Source organism: Thermoactinospora rubra, assembly GCF_002093975.1.
Classification (GTDB): Bacteria; Actinomycetota; Actinomycetes; order Streptosporangiales; family Streptosporangiaceae; genus Nonomuraea; species Nonomuraea rubra_A.
Genome location: NZ_MSZZ01000032.1, coordinates 32071 through 50689 on the forward strand (window position 1 = coordinate 32071; position 18619 = coordinate 50689).

Annotated in this window: 21 protein-coding genes and 1 tRNA gene; 11 read left to right on the forward strand and 11 right to left on the reverse strand. The window is 72.1% G+C overall.

Annotated features, from left to right (window positions below):
• Positions 1-27 precede the first annotated feature (27 nt).
• Genes BSB02_RS25660 through serS form a run of 4 tightly spaced genes read left to right on the forward strand, consistent with a single transcriptional unit; the run spans position 28 to position 3897 of the window.
• Positions 28-1224, forward strand: a complete 1197-nt coding sequence (locus tag BSB02_RS25660) for a glycosyltransferase 87 family protein (protein ID WP_240506654.1) — start codon at positions 28-30, stop codon at positions 1222-1224.
• Between the two features lie 19 nt (positions 1225-1243).
• Complete coding sequence (locus BSB02_RS25665; protein WP_240506655.1) at positions 1244-1654, forward strand: DUF4446 family protein; 411 nt, start codon at positions 1244-1246, stop codon at positions 1652-1654.
• 4 nt (positions 1655-1658) lie between these two features.
• Positions 1659-2576, forward strand: coding sequence for a prephenate dehydratase (pheA, locus tag BSB02_RS25670; protein ID WP_084962723.1), 918 nt, complete (start codon positions 1659-1661; stop codon positions 2574-2576).
• 58 nt (positions 2577-2634) lie between these two features.
• Entirely contained in the window at positions 2635-3897 is a 1263-nt protein-coding gene (serS, locus tag BSB02_RS25675) for a serine--tRNA ligase (protein ID WP_084962725.1), read from the forward strand.
• A 99-nt stretch (positions 3898-3996) separates the two neighbouring features.
• On the opposite strand, the gene BSB02_RS25680 is transcribed toward serS, so the two are convergent.
• Positions 3997-5043: a hypothetical protein gene (locus BSB02_RS25680; protein ID WP_084962727.1), complete on the reverse strand. Its 1047-nt coding sequence runs from the start codon at positions 5041-5043 to the stop codon at positions 3997-3999.
• Between the two features lie 215 nt (positions 5044-5258).
• Positions 5259-5462 carry a cold-shock protein gene (locus BSB02_RS25685; RefSeq protein WP_084962729.1) on the reverse strand — a complete coding sequence of 68 codons (204 nt, stop codon included), beginning with the start codon at positions 5460-5462 and terminating at the stop codon, positions 5259-5261.
• A gap of 220 nt (positions 5463-5682) precedes the next feature.
• Between BSB02_RS25685 and BSB02_RS25690 the strand changes: the two genes are divergently transcribed.
• Positions 5683-6480, forward strand: a complete 798-nt coding sequence (locus BSB02_RS25690) for a Cof-type HAD-IIB family hydrolase (protein ID WP_084962730.1) — start codon at positions 5683-5685, stop codon at positions 6478-6480.
• A gap of 68 nt (positions 6481-6548) precedes the next feature.
• Here BSB02_RS25690 and BSB02_RS25695 read toward each other — a convergent pair whose 3' ends face one another.
• Positions 6549-7061 (reverse strand): bacterial proteasome activator family protein, encoded by a 513-nt coding sequence (locus tag BSB02_RS25695; protein WP_084962732.1) that lies wholly within the window; start codon positions 7059-7061, stop codon positions 6549-6551.
• Positions 7062-7066: 5 nt separating this feature from the next.
• The gene (locus tag BSB02_RS25700; protein WP_084962734.1) at positions 7067-8023 is read right to left on the reverse strand and encodes an NAD(P)H-quinone oxidoreductase; all 957 of its coding nucleotides are present in this window, start codon (positions 8021-8023) and stop codon (positions 7067-7069) included.
• 102 nt (positions 8024-8125) lie between these two features.
• Here BSB02_RS25700 and BSB02_RS43120 point away from each other — a divergent pair, with 102 nt between their 5' ends.
• The gene (locus BSB02_RS43120) at positions 8126-9751 is read left to right on the forward strand and encodes a MinD/ParA family ATP-binding protein (RefSeq protein ID WP_276206353.1); all 1626 of its coding nucleotides are present in this window, start codon (positions 8126-8128) and stop codon (positions 9749-9751) included.
• Here BSB02_RS43120 and BSB02_RS25710 read toward each other — a convergent pair.
• Positions 9742-9828: transfer RNA gene (locus BSB02_RS25710), tRNA-Ser, on the reverse strand. The two genes, BSB02_RS43120 and BSB02_RS25710, sit on opposite strands and share 10 nt — an antisense overlap.
• An 87-nt stretch (positions 9829-9915) precedes the next feature.
• Here BSB02_RS25710 and BSB02_RS25715 point away from each other — a divergent pair.
• The gene (locus BSB02_RS25715) at positions 9916-10251 is read left to right on the forward strand and encodes an STAS domain-containing protein (protein WP_158088721.1); all 336 of its coding nucleotides are present in this window, start codon (positions 9916-9918) and stop codon (positions 10249-10251) included.
• Between the two features lie 7 nt (positions 10252-10258).
• Here BSB02_RS25715 and BSB02_RS25720 read toward each other — a convergent pair whose 3' ends face one another.
• The 3 genes from BSB02_RS25720 to BSB02_RS25730 all read right to left on the reverse strand — a co-directional run bounded on the left by BSB02_RS25720 (position 10259) and on the right by BSB02_RS25730 (position 12225).
• A complete protein-coding gene (locus BSB02_RS25720; RefSeq protein WP_084962737.1) occupies positions 10259-11098 on the reverse strand; it encodes an NUDIX hydrolase in 840 nt (279 codons plus the stop codon).
• 29 nt (positions 11099-11127) lie between these two features.
• Positions 11128-11583 carry a lamin tail domain-containing protein gene (locus tag BSB02_RS25725; RefSeq protein WP_084962739.1) on the reverse strand — a complete coding sequence of 152 codons (456 nt, stop codon included), beginning with the start codon at positions 11581-11583 and terminating at the stop codon, positions 11128-11130.
• A 147-nt stretch (positions 11584-11730) separates the two neighbouring features.
• Positions 11731-12225 carry a hypothetical protein gene (locus BSB02_RS25730; protein ID WP_084962741.1) on the reverse strand — a complete coding sequence of 165 codons (495 nt, stop codon included), beginning with the start codon at positions 12223-12225 and terminating at the stop codon, positions 11731-11733.
• A 182-nt stretch (positions 12226-12407) separates the two neighbouring features.
• Here BSB02_RS25730 and BSB02_RS25735 point away from each other — a divergent pair, with 182 nt between their 5' ends.
• The 3 genes from BSB02_RS25735 to BSB02_RS25745 are packed head-to-tail and all read left to right on the forward strand — an operon-like array spanning position 12408 to position 14770.
• A complete protein-coding gene (locus BSB02_RS25735) occupies positions 12408-13901 on the forward strand; it encodes an FAD-dependent oxidoreductase (protein WP_084962743.1) in 1494 nt (497 codons plus the stop codon).
• Positions 13902-13950: 49 nt separating this feature from the next.
• Positions 13951-14337 (forward strand): ArsR/SmtB family transcription factor, encoded by a 387-nt coding sequence (locus BSB02_RS25740; RefSeq protein WP_084962745.1) that lies wholly within the window; start codon positions 13951-13953, stop codon positions 14335-14337.
• A 28-nt stretch (positions 14338-14365) separates the two neighbouring features.
• Complete coding sequence (locus BSB02_RS25745; RefSeq protein WP_084962747.1) at positions 14366-14770, forward strand: arsenate reductase ArsC; 405 nt, start codon at positions 14366-14368, stop codon at positions 14768-14770.
• A gap of 65 nt (positions 14771-14835) precedes the next feature.
• On the opposite strand, the gene BSB02_RS41590 is transcribed toward BSB02_RS25745, so the two are convergent.
• Genes BSB02_RS41590 through BSB02_RS25760 form a run of 3 tightly spaced genes read right to left on the reverse strand, consistent with a single transcriptional unit; the run spans position 14836 to position 17509 of the window.
• Complete coding sequence (locus BSB02_RS41590) at positions 14836-16065, reverse strand: GNAT family N-acetyltransferase (protein ID WP_084962749.1); 1230 nt, start codon at positions 16063-16065, stop codon at positions 14836-14838.
• Positions 16066-16107: 42 nt separating this feature from the next.
• Positions 16108-16434 (reverse strand): ArsR/SmtB family transcription factor, encoded by a 327-nt coding sequence (locus BSB02_RS25755; RefSeq protein WP_084962751.1) that lies wholly within the window; start codon positions 16432-16434, stop codon positions 16108-16110.
• 1 nt (position 16435) lies between these two features.
• Positions 16436-17509 carry a saccharopine dehydrogenase family protein gene (locus tag BSB02_RS25760; RefSeq protein WP_084962753.1) on the reverse strand — a complete coding sequence of 358 codons (1074 nt, stop codon included), beginning with the start codon at positions 17507-17509 and terminating at the stop codon, positions 16436-16438.
• A 98-nt stretch (positions 17510-17607) separates the two neighbouring features.
• On the opposite strand from BSB02_RS25760, the gene BSB02_RS25765 reads away from it, so the two are divergent.
• Complete coding sequence (locus BSB02_RS25765) at positions 17608-18594, forward strand: helix-turn-helix domain-containing protein (RefSeq protein ID WP_084962755.1); 987 nt, start codon at positions 17608-17610, stop codon at positions 18592-18594.
• Positions 18595-18619 lie beyond the last annotated feature (25 nt).

Genomic DNA, 18619 nt, shown 5'->3' on the forward strand with positions numbered 1-18619 from the left:
TCTGGACTCACGGTAACGTGCCGGGACGTGACACGAGGCGCCCGGCACCTGTGGGTGTGGACAACCGCGGGGTTGATCATCCTCCTGGGGATAACCCCGCTCGTCGAGTACTGGCTGACCAATCCCGACGACCAGCGCCTGGTCGATCTCGACGTCTACCGCACCGGCGGCCAGATGGTGCTGGAAGGCCGCCCGGTCTACGACTTCTTCACCCCCGCGCCGCAGCTGCTGCCCTTCACCTATCCGCCCGTGGCGGCGCTGCTGGCCGTACCGCTGGCGATGATGTCGTGGGAGACCGCCCAGTGGGTGTGGACCGCCGGGATCTTCCTCGCCCTGGGCGTCACCGTGGCGTACTCCTTCCGGGAGTCGCTGGGCGACCGTCTGGCGCTCGGGAAGCACGCCGCCTGGCTGTTCGCGTTCCTGGTGGTCGCGTGCTCCTACCTCATGCCCATCAGGGACCAGGTCAGGTTCGGCCAGGTCGACATCCTGCTGGTCGCCCTCTGCCTGGCCGACTGCGTGGCCAGGCGGCCCTGGTGGCCGCGCGGGCTGCTGATCGGGCTGGCGACCGCCGTGAAGCTCACGCCCGGTGTCTTCCTGATCTATCTCCTCATAACCCGCCAATGGCGGACCTTCTGGATCGCGACCCTCGTGACCGCCCTCCTGACGCTGCTGCCGTTCGCCGTCATCCCGCAGGACGCGGCCGACTTCTGGTTCTCGGCCCTGCTCGACCCCGAGCGTCTCGGCTCGAACGCCGCCACCACCAACCAGTCGACGAGGGGCATGCTGATCCGCCTCTACCTGCCCTCCGACCTGCTCACCTCCTTGATCTGGCTGGCTCTGGTCGCCGTGGTCGGCTGGTACGGCTTCCGCCACGCCAGGCAGGCCTACCTCGCCAAGGACACGATGACCGCGGTGGCGCTGGTGGGCCTGATGGCCGTACTGCTCTCGCCGGTCGCCTGGATCCACCACCTGGCCTGGGTGGTCGTCGTGCTCGGCGCGATCGCGGGAAACGGAGCCGACCCCGTGCGCCTGCGCGTGGCCACGGGCGTGTGGCTGTACTACGTGGTGCCGATCCCCTGGTGGGGCGTGGCGTTGCGGGCGGTGGAGATCCCCGTGGTGAGCCCGGTGCTCGGCAGGATCGTGCAGAACGCCTTCGGCCTGGGGGCGCTCGCCCTGGTATGGGTCCTGGGCACGTGGCTGCCGAAACGGCGCTACTCTTTGTGATGTGTTGGTTACCGCATGGGTGGCCGTTGGGCTCCTGGCCGGGGCCGGCGGCGTCGTCATCGGCTACGTCGCGCTCAGGCGGGCGCGCGCCGCGGTCGACGAGTGCCGTCAGGCGCTGGCCAGGCAGACCGCCGCGGGCGCGAACGGCGACCTCAAGGCGATCCGCGACGTGGCCGTCTACCGTTACGACGCGCTGGAGGAGATGGCGGGCCGCCTGTCGTTCTCGATCGCGATGATCAACGGCCTCGGCGACGGCATCGTCCTGACCTCCATCAACGGGCGGTCCGAGACGCGCACCTACGTCCGCCCGGTGGTCGGCGGCAAGGGCGCCCAGCCCCTCTCGCCCGAGGAGGAGGAAGCCGTCCGGGCGGCCAGGCTGGGCCTCGGTCCCGTGTTTGAACCTCACATGGCAAGACGGTCGTTACCCTAGGGATATGCGTCTCGCCTATCTCGGTCCGGAAGGCACCTTTTCGGAGGAAGCGCTGCGCACGCTTGCTCCCGAAGCCGAGCGCCTGCCATACCCCAATGTCAGCGCGGCCCTGAACGCCGCGCGCTCCGGCGAGGCCGACGGCGCGGTGGTGCCGCTGGAGAACTCGCTCGAGGGCGCGATCACCACGACGCTCGACGAGTTCGCGTGGGGCGAGCCGCTGCACATCACCGCCGAGCTGCTGCTGCCCGTGCGGTTCTCGCTGCTGGCGCGGCCCGGCACCGAGATGAGGAACATCAAGCGCCTCTACTCACACCCGGCCGCGCTGACGCAGTGCCGCGGGTTCATCGCGCGGGAGCTGCCCGACGCCTACGTGGTGGCCGCGCCGTCGACGGCGGCGGCGGCCCAGGAGGTGTCGCTGCCCGGCTCGCCGTACGACGCGGCGATCGCGGCGCCGATCGCCGGCGAGGTGTACGGCCTGCGGGAGATCGCCTCCGACATCGGCGACAGGTCCGACACGGTCACGCGGTTCGTGAAAGTGTCGCTGCCCGGCGAGCTTCCGGCGCCGACGGGCAGGGACCGCACGACGCTCGTCGTCTTCCTGGCCGACGACCACCCCGGCGCGCTGCTGGAGATGCTCACCGAGTTCGCGGTGCGCGGCGTCAACCTGACGCGCATCGAGTCCCGGCCCACCGGCGAGGGGATCGGGCGCTACTTCTTCCACTTCGACTTCGAGGGGCACGTGGCCGACGCACGTGTCGGCGAGGCCCTGTCGGGCCTGCACCGGGTCTGCGGCGACCTGCGGTTCCTGGGCAGCTACCCGCGGGCCGACGGCGTCGCGCCGCAGATCAAGAGGGGTACGGCCGACGCCGACTTCGCCGAGGCGGCCGAGTGGCTGAGCCGCATCCGGGCGGGGCTGGCCTGAAAACCCGCGGGGCGGAATACACGAGCGAAGCGCCGCCGGAGGTCGGTAGCCTTGGTACGTGATTGACCTGCGAACCCTTCGTGAGGACCCCGACAGGCTGCGTGCTTCGCAGCGCGCCCGCGGCGAGGACGAATCGGTCGTCGACTCGCTGCTCGACCTCGACGAGCGTCGTCGTTCCGCGCTGGCGTCGTTCGAGTCGCTGCGCGCCGAGCAGAAGTCCCTGGGCAAGTCGGTCTCCAAGGCGTCCGGCGAGGAGAAGCAGGCCCTGCTCGACCGCGCCAAGGAGCTGGCCGCGCAGGTCAAGGCGGCCGAGGCGGAGGCGGAGAAGCTCGGCGCCGAGCTCGACGAGCTGCTGCAGACCGTCCCCAACATCGTCGACCCCGAGGCGCCCCACGGCGGCGAGGACGACTACGTCGTGCTGGAGACGGTCGGCACGCCGCGCGAGTTCGACTTCGAGCCCCGCGACCACGTGGAGCTGGGCGAGCTGCTCGGCGCCATCGACCTCGACCGCGGCGCCAAGGTCTCCGGCGCGCGGTTCTACTTCCTGCGCGGCGTCGGCGCCCGCCTGCAGCTCGGCCTGCTCAACATGGCCATGCAGCAGGCGATCGAGGCCGGGTTCGTCCCCATGATCACTCCGGTGCTGGTCAAGCCGGAGACCATGCAGGGCACCGGCTTCCACGTCGCCCACGACAAGGAGATCTACCGCCTGCCCGAGGACGACCTCTACCTGGTCGGCACCAGCGAGGTGTCGCTGGCCGGCTACCACGCCGACGAGATCCTCGACGCCAAGGACCTGCCGCTGCGCTATGCGGGATGGTCCTCGTGCTTCCGGCGCGAGGCCGGCTCCTACGGCAAGGACACCCGCGGCATCATCCGCGTCCACCAGTTCGACAAGGTCGAGATGTTCTCCTACTGCCGGCCGGAGGACTCGCGCGAGGAGCACCTGCGGCTGCTGAACTGGGAGAAGGAGATGCTCGCCAAGATCGAGATCCCGTACCGGATCATCGACACGGCCGCGGGCGACCTGGGCATGTCGGCGGCGCGCAAGTTCGACTGCGAGGGCTGGATCCCCACCCAGGGCCGCTACCGCGAGCTGACCTCGACCTCCAACTGCACGGAGTTCCAGGCCCGGCGCCTGTCGGTCCGCTACCGCGACAAGGACGGCAGGCCGCAGACCGCCGCGACGCTGAACGGCACGCTGGCCACCACGCGGTGGATCGTGGCGATCCTGGAGAACCACCAGCAGAAGGACGGCTCCGTGGTCGTCCCGAAGGCGCTGCGCCCCTACGTGGGCCTCGACGTCCTGGAGCCGGTCAAGTAGCAGGCCGTGGCGCCCGCCGTACACCCCGGGGATCGGGCCGTACGGCGGGCGCCTCCGGCTCGGCGGTGAAGGCCCGGCCGGGCACGCCTCAAGGGCCTGTCACCCGGCCCGGCGCCGGCGGACGTAGGTCAATCCGGTTACGGCGGCGGCCAGGCCGAGCACGACGGCCGCCACCGCCGCGCCGCCGTAGGAGGCGAGCCACCCGGCGGACCACAGCCAGAACGGCGCGAGCACGGCGATGGACACCGCCAGGCCGCTCGACACCGCCCGGGTGATCGCCGGGCCGCCGAGCTTGGAGGTGGCCGCGACCGCCCAGGCGACGAGCGCGACCACCGCGCCGGTCAGCGTGCCGAGCACGCCCAGCAGCGCAAGCAGCGGCTCGTCCGTCAAGATGCCGAGGGAGAATACGGCGCCCGCCGTGCCGATGCCCGCGAGCACGCCCAGGGTCTTTCTGGCCCGCCGGTCGGCAGCGGCCAGGAAGAAGCCCACGGTCAGCGCCCACAGCCCGGCCAGCACCGCCGCGGCACTCTCCTGTCCGATGAGCTCGCCCGGCTGGATCGACGGCATGGCGGCGCTCTCCCTCAGCTCCCCGTCGCCGTCGACGGTGTACCGGCGCCAGACGCCCGTCTCGTCGCGGACGGTCAGCCCGTAGGAGCCGTTGGCCACCGCGACCACGTGCCGTCCCGAGGGGCGCTTCTGCACGGCGACCGCGCGCGACCGCAGGCTCTCGTCGCGGGCCGTATCCAGGGCGCGTTCCAGCAGCTCCACGCGCTCGGGCGGGATGGACCACGCCGGGCGGAACGTGCTGCCGCCGTCGGCCGACTGCTCCACGGCCAGCCGTCCGGGGACGACGCGGTAGCAGTACCCGCTCACGCAGGCGCTGGTGTGCACCACGACCTCGGGCTCGCTCACCGTCGCCGTCCAGGTCCTGCCGCCGTCGTGGGAGACCCAGCCGTCCTCCGCCGGGCGCGGGTCGCTGGGATAGGCGCCGTAGCCGGCGAAGGCGATGAGCGTGCCGTCCCGCTCCTCCACCGAGTTGACGGCCTCGGGAGGGGCGGACGGACCGCAGCCGGCCAGGGCGATCACGGCCAGCGGGGCGAGAGCCGCCAGCCGGAGCCGGAAGAACCTCCGTAGAACGCCGCTCATAGTCGAATAGACGCGCGTGAAGATCCCGTGGTTCGTGCGGGTGCGCGTTTCGAGGCCCACCTGTGACCATGCCATGCCGGGAGGGCGCCCGGAAGCCTCGGAGGTGCCCGGAAAGGCGGGGGCTGTCCCGGACACGCCCAAGGCTTTGGAAGTGCCGGAAAACGCGAACGGGACCCACCCGGAGGTGGATCCCGCTGCCGTTGGCCGTCTCTGAATCAGAGGGCGCGGACCTGCGAGGCCTGCGGGCCCTTCTGACCCTGCGTGACCTCGAACTCGACCCGCTGGCCGTCCTCGAGCGAACGGTAGCCGTTGCCCTGGATCTCGGAGAAGTGAACGAACACGTCCGGCGCACCGCCGTCCGGGGCGATGAAGCCGTAGCCCTTTTCGGCGTTGAACCACTTGACGGTTCCCTGAGCCATGAAGCTCTCCTCAGGATGGTGAAACTAAGGCAGCCGCACCTCGCGGCTCCCGGTGGTCGTACAGCAAGCACCCCTGGGTGGCTCAGACAAAGACGTGCTGGTCTTCACTTCGGGATCAGCTAATACAACGCTCCTTCATCTAACACCATCGAGAGCCCTCGGTGTTCCGCCACGGGGAAGATTTCTGGGCGGCCGCATCTCAGTGCAAACTGGAAGCGTCATGGAAGTGCCCCGTCTCGTCGCCACCGACCTCGACGGAACAGCCCTGCGCAGCGACGGAACAGTCTCCCCCCGTACGGCTGCCGCCTTCGCGCGGGTGGAGGACGCCGGCGCGATGCTGGTGTTCGTCACAGGCCGCCCACCTCGGTGGATGAACTGCGTGGCGGGAACCGTACGCCACCGGGGCCTGGCGATCTGCGCCAACGGCGCCCTGGTCTACGACCTGCACAGCGAGAGGATCGTGGAGTCGCATCTGATCGACGCCGAGGTGGTCGCCGAGGTGGTCAGTCAGCTTCGAGCGAACTTCCCCGACCTCTCATTTTCGGTCGAGTACGAAGGCGGTTTTGCGCACGAGTCAGAATTCAGCCTCGGCGGCCTGGACCGGACGAGCGTGGCCGGGCTGCGCGTCGGCGCCGCCACGCTGACCGCGCGGCCGTGCTTCAAGCTGCTCGCGCTGCATCCCCGGATGGCGCCGGACGAGCTGCTGGCGGCCGTCCAGGAGCTCGTGGGGCACCTGGTGACCGCCACTCACTCCAGCGGCCGCGGGCTGATCGAGATGAGCGCGCACGGGGTGACGAAGGCCTCGGCGCTGGCCGCGCTCGCGGCACGCCACCAGATCAAGCCCGCCGAGGCCATCGCCTTCGGGGACATGCCCAACGACCTGCCCATGCTGAGCTGGGCGGGCACGTCGTACGCCGTGGCCAACGCCCATCCCGCCGTGCTGGCCGCGGTCGACCACGTGACCGCGGCCAACAACGACGACGGCGTCGCCCAGGTGCTGGAGACCCTGTTCGGGTGACGGGAAGCCCCGGTCCGGGCGGCCACGGTCCGGGCGGCCTGCGGGCCTACAGGTAGAAGCCGAAAACCCTACAGGTAGGGGCCGGAACCGCCCTGCCGGCCGTCCTGGGCGGCCTGCTGGATGCCTCCGGGCAGCGCGCGCCGCATCTGCTCCAGCTGCGCACGGGCGGCCATCTGCTGGGCGAACAGCGTGGTCTGGATGCCGTGGAACAACCCCTCCAGCCAGCCGACGAGCTGGGCGTGCGCGATGCGCAGCTCCGCCTCGGTGGGCGGCGCGCCGTTGTCGTCGGTGAACGGCAGCGACAACCGCTCCAGCTCCTCCACCAGCTCGGGCGCCAAGCCGTCCTCGAGCTCCTTGATCGAGCTCTCGTGGATCTCCTTGAGCCGCTTGCGGCTGGCCTCGTCGAGCGGAGCCGCCCGCACCTCCTCCAGGAGCTGGCGGATCATGCTGCCGATGCGCATGACCTTGGCGGGCTGCTCGACCATGCTGGCGATCGAGCGCTCCTCGCCCTCCTCCTGCTGCTTCTGGAAGTCCGAACCCACGACCACGATGTGGGGGGTGTTGTTCTGCTCAGCATTCATAAGTTTCACCGTACTAGCAGGATCTTCCCGATGTGGTCCCCGGAATCGAGCATCCTGTGGGCCTCGGCGGCCTGCGCCATCGGCAGTTCCGCGTGCACCACAGGCCGCACGGCTCCCGCCGCGACCAGGGGCCAGACGTCCTGCACCACGCCCCGGCAGATGACGCCCTTCTCGTCGGCGGGGCGCGAGCGGAGCGTCGTGCCGTGCACCGAGGCCCGCTTGGTCAGCAGCGCCCTCAGGTCGAGCTCGGCCGTGGCGCCGCCCTGCAGGCCGATGACCACGAGCCGGCCACCCGTCCGCAGTGCCTTGATATTTCGGGACAAGTACTTCGCGCCGATGATGTCCAGGATCACGTCGGCCTCGACCTTCTCGGCGAAGTCCTCGGTGCGGTAGTTGACCACCTCGTCGGCGCCCAGCTCCCGCAGCCGCCCGGCCTTGGCGTCGCTGCCGGTCGTGGCCACGACCCGCGCGCCGTGCGCCTTGGCCAGCTGGATGGCCATCGTCCCGACGCCGCTGGCTCCGCCGTGCACGAGCAGCGTCTCGCCGCGCCGCAGCCGGGCGGTCATGAAGAGGTTCGACCACACCGTGCACGCGACCTCGGGCAGCCCGGCCGCCTCCACCTCGGAGACCCCCTCGGGCAGCGGCATGACCTGCTGCCAGGGCACCGCGACGCGCTCGGCGTACCCGCCGCCGGCCAGCAACGCGCACACGCGGTCCCCGACAGACAGGCCCACGACGTCCGGGCCGGTCTCAACGATCACTCCGGAGCATTCCAGCCCGGGATATTTCGATTCTCCCGGCGGCGGGTCATAAAAGCCCATTCGCTGGAGGATGTCGGCCCGATTGACCGCGGAAGCGGTCACCTCGATCAGCACATCCCCAGGTCGGAGCGTCGGCTCGGGCACCTCGCGCCACTCCAGCACCTCCGGCCCGCCGGCCCCGTTGATCACAATCGCGCGCATGCCACCACGCTAACTTGCGGGTTGGCCTCCTTCGGCGGAACGGCAAACGTTAATCTGCAATGTGTTTGCTGCCCCTTTGCACCCGTCCCGAGGGGGAACACGGTGGCACGACACGATCGCGAAGAATCGCTTGAGGAACAGCTGGCCTGGCTGGACGCCATCAAGGAGGCCGAGGACTCCACGCCGATCGCGGTGAGCGCGGTCACGGCGGCCGAATCGCCCTACCCGAAGGACCCCTGGGCGGAGACCTCGCGCACGCCGCTGTTCCCCTCGGCCGTGGAGACCGTGAAGGGCCCCGGGGAGACCGGCAGGGGAACCGGAGACGGCCCGCAGGAGCCCGCGGACACCAGGCAGGACACCAGGCAGGACACCAGGCAGGGCGCCGTGCAGGACGCGGCGCAGGGCACGGCCGACGCCGCGCAGGGCTCTGGGCACGCCACGGACGACCGCGAGGCCCCGGCCGAGGAGGCCGCGACCACGCCGACCGCGCCGGACGCGCGCCGCGAGACTGACCCCTTCCTGGCCCCGCTCAAGCCCCTGCCCCGGCCCGACGACACCGACACCAGGCTCCAGCCGCCCTCCCGCGGCATGTTCGAGCCCGCGCAGGAGGAACCGGCCTGGCCCAAGCCGCCGGAGTGGCCCCAGGCGTACGAGGAGCCAAGGTACGAGGAGCCGACGCCCCGGGCGTACGAGGACCCGCAGCCGGTCGCGCACGCCGCCGAGCCGGAGGTCCGTGAGGAGCCCCGGCGCCGCCGCCACATCCCCATGCCGCAGGCCCCCGCGCGGCCCACCGCCGAGAGCCTGGACCCCGAGTCGCTGCTGCGCGGCGGCGGTCGCCGTAACGCTCCCTCCACCGGCTGGCGCCGCCTGGTCTACAAGGCCTCCGGCGGCTGGATCCGCCCCGGCGAGTCTCCCGAGGTACGGCGGCGCCGCGAGCTGCTGCGCCGCGCCCGCACGCCCGTCGCCACCGGGCACCACCGGGTGGCCGTGCTGAGCCTCAAGGGCGGCGTGGGCAAGACGACGACGACCGTGGGCCTCGGCGCGACCCTCGCCCAGGTGCGCGGCGACCGGGTGATCGCGGTGGACGCCAACCCCGACCGCGGCACGCTGTCGGACAAGGTGGAGCTGGAGACCTCGGCGACCGTGCGCGACCTGCTCAACGAGCGCGACCAGATCAAGCGCTACGTCGACATCCGCGCCTTCACCACCCAGGCTTCCTCGCGCCTGGAGGTGCTCGCCTCCGACCGCGACCCGTCGATCTCCGAGGCGTTCAGCGGCGCCGACTACCAGGCCGTCGCCCAGGTGCTGGAGAACTTCTACTCCATCTGCATCACCGACTGCGGCACCGGCCTGCTCCACTCGGCGATGGGCGGCGTGCTGGGCCTGGCCGACCAGATCGTGCTGGTCAGCTCCCCCTCGGTGGACGGCGCGCGGGCCGCCTCGGCCACGCTGGACTGGCTGGAGGCGCACCACTACGCCGATCTGGTGCGGCAGGCGACCGTGGTGCTGTGCAGCGTGCGCCCGCGCTCGAAGTCGGCGGTGGACATCAAGAAGCTGGAAGCCCACTTCGCCGCCCGCTGCCGGGCCGTGGTGCGCGTGCCGTACGACCCGCATCTGGAGGAAGGCGCCGAGATCGACCTGGACCGGCTCCAGGAGGCGACCAGGGACGCCTACCTCCAGCTGGCCGCCCACGTCGGGGACGGCTTCGCCGGGCTGAGCGGAGGGTGAGGGATTCGAACCCTCGAGGCCATCGCTGACCTGGCCGCTTTCAAGGCGGCTGCACTAGTCCACTATGCGAACCCTCCTGTGCGGGAACCACGATAGCGGCCCCTGACGCGGCGCGCTGCGAAGGTGTACCGTCAGGGCCAGGACGATGGCCGGGAGGCGACTCGTTGGCAGGTCTCGCCGTCGAGGTGGAGAGAGCCGGTTCCACCGCCGTGGTGCGCCTCGACGGGGATCTCGACAAGCTCTCGTCTCCGCTGCTGCGCGAACGGCTCACGGAGCTGATCGGCGACGGCTGCGACATCGTCGTGATCGACGCGGGCGAGCTGGGGTTCTGCGATTCCAGCGGGCTGTGGGTGCTGCTGGAGGCGCAGCGGGCCCTGGGCCGCCAGGGCGGGTCGCTGCGCCTGGCCCACGTTCACGGGGTGCTGCGTCGCGTCCTCGACGTCACCGGGCTGAGCGCCGCCTTCCCGCCCGACGTCGACCCCGGCACCGCCTCCGGCTAGTGACCTGTCAGAGCCGGTTCAGCACCCACGACGGCCCGCGCACCTCGGCGCCGAGCTCGGCCAGCCGCCGCCGCAGCTCCCGGTCCGCGGTCACCACGGTCACCCGCTCCCACGGCCTGGCCCGCCGTACGACCTCCACGATCGCGTCGTCACCGCCGGCCCGCGCGGCGACGACCTCGATGCCGTCCACCGCGGCCGCATCCCTGGCGGCGCCCTCCACGACGGCCACGATCCTCGGGAACCACCGGGCCAGCACCGGATGTTCCAGCCCGGCCGTCCGGAGGTCGCCCAGCAGCCGCTCCGCCGCGCCGCGCCGGTCGTGCCACCAGCCGTGCTCGGCCCGCGCGCCCACGATGTTGGCCACGTCGAGCACCACCGTCTGCGGGCCGATCAGCTCGCGGACCACCGGCCAGCTCGCGGCGAACCCCGGGTGCAGCGGCTTGGCGGCCACCTCGTCGAGCCTGAGCCAGCGCAGCGCCGTACTCTCGAGGTTGGCCGGACGGGCGTCGATCAGCTCGGCCGCCTCGGCGATCACCGTCTCGAACGCCCACCCGCCATGGTCGTCGCGGTAGACGCCGGCGATGCGCAGGCCGTCCTCCCCCAGCCCGGCCTCCTCCCTGGCCTCACGCAGCGCCGACGCGACGGCGTCCTCGTGGCTGTCCCGCGCCCCGCCCGGCAGCCCCCACGTCCCGCCGTGATGGCTCCACAGGGCGCGCTCCTGCATGAGGACGTACGGCACGCCGGCCGTGTCGTGGTGGACGGCGAGCAGCCCCGACGCGCCGTGGACGCCCCAGTGCATGTGGCCCTGGGAGCACTCGATCCAGCCGTCGCCGTCCTTCGCCGCCATGCCAGGATTCTGTCAGCCGTCCCGGCCTGTCACCTCTCCTGGCAGTTGGTGTGGTCGTGGCGGCTGGAGTCGTAGGCGCACTTGTCGACCAGCCTGCCGTCGGCGCGCCGCAGGTAGGCGGTGTCCTTGTCGTTGTTCCACACGTACCAGCGGCGGCCCCAGTACACGGTGGAGGCGCCGTCGTCGCCCTGGCCGGAGCGCAGCACGAGCTTCTTCTTGCCGCCCAGCACCACGTCGGGCCCGAACTCGTAGACGAACCCCGTCTTGTCGCGGATCGTCCAGCCTTCGAGGCCGATCGGCTTGCGGGTGGTGTTGAGGATGACGATGTACTCGCCGTTGACGGACTTGTTGCCGCCCCGGTCGCTGCCGGGCGAGTCGTAGTGGATGCGGGTGATCTGGACGGCGGGCGTCGCGGCCTGGGCCGCCGGGGACGCCCATAAGACGGCCGCGACGGCCGGGGCGAGGATCAGGGAAATGTTTCGCACCAAGGAGAGACGGCCGAGCCCCGTGTCCGGTTGTCCTCGGCTCCCCGTGACCGTCGCCGCCGTGCTGGTGGCCGTCGTCCCCGCCGCCCTCGGTCTCCTGACCGTCTTTCCCGTGGGGGTACGGCTCAGGCCGTACCCACAACACTGTCAGTGGGGGGTCACGAACGTCTTGAGCGCGATGACGGCCAGGCCGAGCACGAGGTTGGCCAGGCCCGACAGCACCACCATCCCGGTGGATGCGCGGGTGCCGACCGCGGCGGCGACCGCCCAGACGACCTGGTTCACCACCGCGGCGGCCAGCGCTCCCCAGGTCGCCACCGTGTCCGACATGCCGAGCCCCGACAGCAGCGCCGCGGTGATGGCGGGCGGAAGCGCCGCCTGCGCCACCGGCCACTCCTGGCGTCCGGCCGCCCGCAGCCACCGCCAGGTCGGCGGGGTTCCCTGGGCCACCACGTGGGCGTACACGTGGGCGAGCCAGAAGACGGCCCCGGTGCTGATCAGCACGGTCACCAGGCCCGTGGCCGGGAGGGGCGTGCCGTCGACCGCGCTGCCGACGGCCACGGAGGCGGCCAGCAGCGAGCCGTACACGGCGCCGGCGTACTCCGCCCGGGGACGGGGGCTTTGCGTGTCGTGCGCGTCCATGACAGCAGTCTGACCAGACCGTGGCCGGGCGGGCGTCGCGGCGTGCGGGGAATGCGCAGTCTTGGGGCTTTCGAGGGCGTGTCAACCTAGCTTAGAAGGACATCTAATTTGACATCCTTCTATCCAAGGGCCATGCTGGAGGCTGATTCGATATCGGTCTAATCAAAACCTCGGGAGGGGCGATGAGCGAGAACGCCGGTGGCCAGGGCGCCGGAGGATGCTGCGGGGTGAGCGGCTGCTGCACCCCGAGCGAGCGGGCCCTGGACCCCGCCACCACGGTGGCGCAGGCCAAGGCGGACAGCGGCTGCGCCTGCGTGACCGCCGCCCGGGGCGATGCCGAGCGCGCCCTGCCGGTGGTGGTGATCGGCGCCGGGCCCGTGGGCCTGGCCGCCGCCGCGCACCTGACCGAGCGTGGCATCGACTTCGTGGTCCTGGAAGCGGGTCGCCAGGTCGCCGCCTCCGTCGCCCGATGGGGACACGTCCGCCTCTTCAGCCCGTGGAGGTACAACGTCGACGCCGCCGCCCGCCGCCTGCTGGAGGCCGCCGGCTGGACCGCGCCCGACCCCGACTGGCTGCCCACCGGCGCCGAGCTGATCTCCGGCTACCTCGCCCCGCTGGCCGAGCTGTACGGCGAGCGGGTACGGCTCGGCGCGAAGGTCGCCGCGATCAGCCGCCTCGGCTATGACCGGGTGCGCACCGCCGGCCGGGAGGACGCGCCCTTCGCGCTGCGCCTGTCCACCGGTGAGGAGATCCTGGCCAGGGCGGTCATCGATGCCTCCGGGACGTACTTCACCCCGAACGTGCTGGGCGCCAACGGCCTGCCCGCCCACGGCGAGGCCGAGGCGAGCCGTTTCATCGACCACGCGCTGCCCGATGTGCTGGGCGCCGACCGGGAGCGCTATGCGGGCAGGCACACGCTGGTCGTGGGCGCCGGCCACTCGGCCGCCACCACTCTGCTGGCCCTGGCCCGGCTCGACGACACCACCATCACCTGGGCCATCCGCGCCGGCAGCGCGAGCCGTACCTACGGCGGAGGCGCGGCCGACGCCCTCCCGGCCCGCGGGGCGCTCGGCACCCGGCTGCGGGCGCACGTGGCGTCCGGCCGCATCCGGCTGCTGACCGGCTTCTTCACCCACCGCCTGCGCAGGACCGCCGAAGGGATCGAGGTGATCAGCCGCGACCCGTCCGGCCACGAGCGCAGCCTGGTGGTCGACCGCATCGTGTCGGCCACCGGGTACCGCCCCGACCACACGATCGCGGGCGAGCTGCGCCTGGATCTGGATCCGGTCCTGGGCTCCACCCGGCGGCTGGCCCCGCTGATCGACCCCAACCACCACTCCTGCGGCACCGTCCCGCCGCACGGGGTCGACGAGCTGGCCCACCCCGAGCCCGGCTACTACGCGGTCGGCGTCAAGAGCTACGGCCGGGCGCCCACGTTCCTGCTGGCCACCGGGTATGAGCAGGTCCGCTCGGTGGTCGCCGCGCTGGCCGGCGACTGGGAGGCCGCCCGGCAGGTGCGGCTGGAGCTGCCCGAGACGGGCGTGTGCTCCTCCAGCCTCGCCGAGGCCCAGGAGCGGCGGCTGGGCCTGGCCACCGGCGTCGGCGGCGGCCTGCTGTCCACCCCGCTCCCGCTGGCCACCGTGTCCGCCTCCACCGAAGGCGGCTGCTGTGGCTGAGCCGTAGGAGCCTATAATTTAGACCGTCGTCGAAGTAAGGAGTCGCGTCATGGCCGCCGCCTGCTGCGCCCCCATCACCCGCGAGCCGCTCTCGGAGGCCGACGCGGCCGAGCTGGCGGTGCTGCTGAAGGCGGTGGCCGATCCGGTACGGCTGCGCCTGCTGTCGATGATCGGCTCCCACGCGGGCGGCGAGGCCTGCGTGTGCGACCTGACCGACGCCTTCGACCTGACGGCCCCCACCATCTCGCACCACCTGAAGGTGCTGCGCACCGCCGGGCTGATCGACGGGGAGCGGCGCGGCACCTGGGTCTACTACCGGATCGTCCCGGAGACGGTGAACAGGCTCGGCGCCCTGTTCGCCCCGCTGGCCGAGCCGGCTCCCGCCACGGGTGGCCCGGTGGAAGTGGAGCTCGTGCCGCTCGCGGCATCGCGTTAGCCGAGGCGACCGAGAGGAAGGCGATCACGTGTCCGGCAAGCCCAGCGTGCTGTTCGTCTGCGTCCACAACGCCGGACGCTCCCAGATGGCCGCCGGCTGGCTGTCCCACCTGGCCGGCGACCGCATCGAGGTCCGCTCCGCCGGTTCCGCCCCGGCCGAGGCGGTCAACCCGGTCGCCGTCCGAGCCATGGCCGAGGTCGGCGTCGACATCACCGGCCGGCGTCCCAAGATCCTCACCGCCGAGGCGGTCCAGGACTCCGACGTGGTGATCACCATGGGGTGCGGCGACGCATGCCCGGTGTTCCCCGGCAAGCGGTACGAGGACTGGCAGCTCGACGACCCCGCCGGGAAGGACATCGAGGCCGTCCGCCCGATCCGCGACGAGATCCGCGACCGCGTCGAGAAGCTGATCGGCGAGCTGACGGCGGGCTGACGGCGGACGACGGGAGCGGATCGGCGAGCTGACGGCGGGCGACGGGCGCTGATCGGCCTCCCCGGCTACCCGCCCACGGCCGGGCTGCGGCGTTCCATGAGAACGACGTCCCGCCAGACCCCGTGGTGGCGGCCGATGCGTTCGCGCGTGCCGACGACCCGGAAGCCCAGCTTCCGATGCAGGGCCAGGCTGGCGGTGTTCTCCGGGAAGATGCCGCCCTGGATCGTCCAGATCCCGGCGTCCTCGCTGGCGGCGATGAAGGCGGTCAGCAACGCCCGGCCGATGCCGTGCGCCTGGCACCCGGGGTGGACGTAGAGGCTGTGCTCCACCACCCCGGCGTAGACGCACCGGCTCGAGACCGGTGAGGCGGCGACCCAGCCGAGCACCTCGCCGCTGCCGGTGTCCACCGCGACGTACCGCGGGTGCGGCAGCCTGCCGCGGTCGAACGCCTCCCAGCTCGGTGCGGCGGTCTCGAAGCTGGCGTTGCCGGTGTCCAGGCCGGCCTGGTAGATCTCCAGCACCTGGGCGGCGTCCTGCTCGCGCATCGGGCGGATCTCCATGCCCGGCCCGATGGCGGGCTTGACGGCCTGGACGATGGCCGAATGAACCCCGTCGCCGTGATCGGCGGTGAGGCGGATGGCGATGCCTGCGAACCCCGCTCGCCGGAGGAGGTCGCGGTACTCCTCGACCGTCAGCGCCCCGGCCACGCAGCCCACGCGCCGCTCGGCCGCGGCCCGCCGTACCGGATCGGGGTCGCCGTCGGTGACCACGTCGCTGACGGCGAACCGGCCGCCGGGCCGCAGCACCCGGAAGGCCTCGGCCAGGGCGGCGGCCTTGTCGTCGGACAGGTTGATGACGCAGTTGGAGACGACCGCGTCCACCGCGTGACCGGGCAGCGGGACGGCCTCGATGGCGCCGTGCAGGAACTCGACGTTGGCCGCGCCCGCCTGGGCGGCGTTGGCGCGGGCGAGGTCGAGCATGTCGGGGCTGGCGTCCAGGCCGTACACCTTGCCGTGCGGCCCGACGCGGCGCGCCGACAGCAGCACGTCGATGCCGCCGCCGGAGCCCAGGTCCAGCACCGTCTCCCCGGCGCGCAGCCCGGCGACGGCCACCGGGTCGCCGCAGCCGAGGCCGGCGCGCAGCGCGCCTTCGGGCAGGCCCGTGGTGTCGCCGTAGCCGGCCGCGCCGAAGCAGCCCCGCTCGAACTCGCCCGCCTCGCAGTCGACGACCACCTTGCCGGCCAGCGCCTCCCGGGCCAGCTCTGAGTACCGCCGGACGACCTCGTCGTGAGCCATCGCGCCTCTCCTTCTCGTCACAGGCCTTTAGTCGCAGGCCTTCTAGTCACAGGCAGGAGCCGCCGGGACGGGGTTGCCCATCACCACGTCGGCGGCGGTGGGGAAGCAGCTCACGCACTTGTCGTTGATCCGGTACAGGCTGGAGGCGCCCCGCCTGTCGACGAGCACGAAGCGCACCTCGGCCAGGATCTTCAGGTGGTGCGACACCGTCGACTGGCCGACTCCCGAGGCCGCCACGATCTCGCCCACGCTCATCGGCCTGCGCCGCCGCGCCAGCAGCGACACGATCTGGATCCGCGTCGCGTCCGCCAGCGCCCTGAACCAGCTCGCGTACTCCTCGGCCTCGGCCCGTCCCAGAGGTCCGTCCATCTCACCCATCGATAATCGACGATAGTCGATGAATCTGGGAGGGGGAAGCGGTGGAGTCGAGCGAGATGTGCGGCGAGAGGGCATGGAGGAAGTCGAGCGCGTCGAACATCTCGCCCGCCGAGGCGACGCCGACCGTCTTGGTCCGCCCCGTGAGGGCACGGTGGACGGCTTCCACGGCGAGCGGAGCGCTGACCGCGTAGATGTCCTGGCCCCGCGCCACGGCGCGCCGCCGCGTGTCGCCGGAGCGGACGACCACGTCGACCAGGAACCTCTGCGCCGACCGCCCCCGTCCGTCCGCCGCGGCCGGTGCCGGTGTGTCCGGGGAGGTCACGTCCCTGGCCGCCTCGACGGTCATGTACGTGCGCACCTCGGGGATGGACAGGTGGCTGGGGATGGTGACGACGTCGGCCATGGTGAACTCGCCGATGACGGCGCGGCTGCCCATCGGAGCAGGGAAGGGCCACTCCAGGGTCGGCGGGTCGTCGTCGCGGTACTCCAACCGGCCGCCGGCGTAGCGGACACGCAGGCCGTTGCGCCGCTGCCGGGAGACCCTGCCCGCGGCGCGGGTCCCGGCCGTGGGGTGCCAGCTGCTCAGGCCGTACGCGACATGCGCCTCGTCGGCCGCCGTCCAGTCGCCCATGGCCGCCGTGGCCAGCAGGTCGCCCAGGCCCCCGAAGAAGGCCATCGCGGGGACGACCACGGCTCCCTCGGCTCGCGCCCGGCTCGCGAAGCGCGCGAACGTGTCGAGGTTGGCCTCGATCTCGGCCGCGACGTCCACATAGGGAATCCCGGCCCGCAGCGCTGCCTCGATCACGGGGGCGGCCGTCGTGGCGAAGGGCCCGGCGCAGTTGATCACGGCGGCCGTGCCGGCCAGCGCGCGGTCGAGCGAGGCGGGATCGTCGACCGACGCCGGCCGGACGTCGAGCCCCCGACCGGACGCCGCCAACTCCTCCAGCTTGCCGGCGTCCCGGCCCGCGAGCACCGGGACGAACCCGCGCTCCCGCAGCTCCGCCACCACGAAGCGCCCGGTGTGCCCGTAGGCGCCGTACACCGCGACCGCATGACCTGTTCCCATCGGTTCTCCCGTGCTCGAATGCGCGACGAAGGCATCGTGGCGAAGGGTGGCGATCCAGCACGAGTGTCCGGAACGACATCATGCGTACAATTTCCGACATGCCAAAGGTCGCGCTGGCCGTCACCGACGGGATGCTGCACTTCGAGCTCGCGGTGGCGTACGAGGTCTTCGGCGGCGACTGGACCGACGCGCCCGACCCCTGGTACGAGGTCGTCGTCTGCGGTCCGCGTGCCGCCCGGACCGGTGGCGGGTTCCGGCTCGATCCCGATTGCGGGCTCGACCAGCTGGCGCGGGCCGACACCGTGATCGTTCCCGCGTGGGCCGACGTCGACGAGGACCCGCCCGCCGACCTGGTCGACGCCGTCCGCGCGGCCCACGAAGCCGGGGCGCGGGTGGCCTCCCTCTGCACGGGCGCGTTCGTGCTGGCCGCCGCCGGCCTGCTGGACGGGCGGCGCGCCACCACGCACTGGGCGCACGCCGAGACGCTGGCCGCCCGCTACCCCCGGGTGGAGGTCGATCCGGCGGTGCTCTACGTCGACAACGGCAGCGTGCTCACCTCCGCCGGCAAGGCCGCCGCGCTGGACCTGTGCCTGCACCTGGTGCGCCGCGACCACGGCTCGGCGGTCGCCAACGCGCTGGCCCGGCGGCTGGTCGTGCCGCCGCACCGGGCCGGCGGCCAGGCCCAGTTCGTCACCACCCCGATACCCGACCAGCCCGACCACCCTCTCGGCAGGCTGTTCCCCTGGGTGCTCGAACGGCTGGACCAGCCGTTGACGGTGGAGGCCCTGGCTCGCCAGGCGAACATGAGCTCGCGCAACCTGGCCCGCCACTTCAGGGCGATGACCGGCACCACGCCGCTGCAATGGCTGCTGACCCAGCGGATCCGCCGCGCCCAGGAGCTCCTGGAGACCACCGACGACAGCGTGGAGGCCATCGCCGAGGCCACCGGCATGGGCACCGCCACGACGCTCCGCCGCCACTTCAACCGCACGGTCGGCGTCTCCCCGGACACCTACCGCCGCACCTTCCGCAGCCGGCAGGCGCTCATCTCGGACCGACCCGTGGGAAAGTCGCTTTCGTTCTGAAACGTACCGGTGAGCGGAGATGGTG

Coding starts and splice junctions, on each gene's coding strand:
- pheA (WP_084962723.1), top strand. CDS start 1,659: ATGCGTCTCGCCTATCTCGGTCCGGAAGGCACCTTTTCGGAGGAAGCG.
- BSB02_RS25680 (WP_084962727.1), bottom strand. CDS start 5,043: ATGAGCGGCGTTCTACGGAGGTTCTTCCGGCTCCGGCTGGCGGCTCTC.
- BSB02_RS25685 (WP_084962729.1), bottom strand. CDS start 5,462: ATGGCTCAGGGAACCGTCAAGTGGTTCAACGCCGAAAAGGGCTACGGC.
- BSB02_RS25690 (WP_084962730.1), top strand. CDS start 5,683: ATGGAAGTGCCCCGTCTCGTCGCCACCGACCTCGACGGAACAGCCCTG.
- BSB02_RS25695 (WP_084962732.1), bottom strand. CDS start 7,061: ATGAATGCTGAGCAGAACAACACCCCCCACATCGTGGTCGTGGGTTCG.
- BSB02_RS25700 (WP_084962734.1), bottom strand. CDS start 8,023: ATGCGCGCGATTGTGATCAACGGGGCCGGCGGGCCGGAGGTGCTGGAG.
- BSB02_RS25720 (WP_084962737.1), bottom strand. CDS start 11,098: ATGGCGGCGAAGGACGGCGACGGCTGGATCGAGTGCTCCCAGGGCCAC.
- BSB02_RS25730 (WP_084962741.1), bottom strand. CDS start 12,225: ATGGACGCGCACGACACGCAAAGCCCCCGTCCCCGGGCGGAGTACGCC.
- BSB02_RS25735 (WP_084962743.1), top strand. CDS start 12,408: ATGAGCGAGAACGCCGGTGGCCAGGGCGCCGGAGGATGCTGCGGGGTG.
- BSB02_RS25740 (WP_084962745.1), top strand. CDS start 13,951: ATGGCCGCCGCCTGCTGCGCCCCCATCACCCGCGAGCCGCTCTCGGAG.
- BSB02_RS41590 (WP_084962749.1), bottom strand. CDS start 16,065: ATGGCTCACGACGAGGTCGTCCGGCGGTACTCAGAGCTGGCCCGGGAG.
- BSB02_RS25755 (WP_084962751.1), bottom strand. CDS start 16,434: ATGGACGGACCTCTGGGACGGGCCGAGGCCGAGGAGTACGCGAGCTGG.
- BSB02_RS25760 (WP_084962753.1), bottom strand. CDS start 17,509: ATGGGAACAGGTCATGCGGTCGCGGTGTACGGCGCCTACGGGCACACC.
- BSB02_RS25765 (WP_084962755.1), top strand. CDS start 17,608: ATGCCAAAGGTCGCGCTGGCCGTCACCGACGGGATGCTGCACTTCGAG.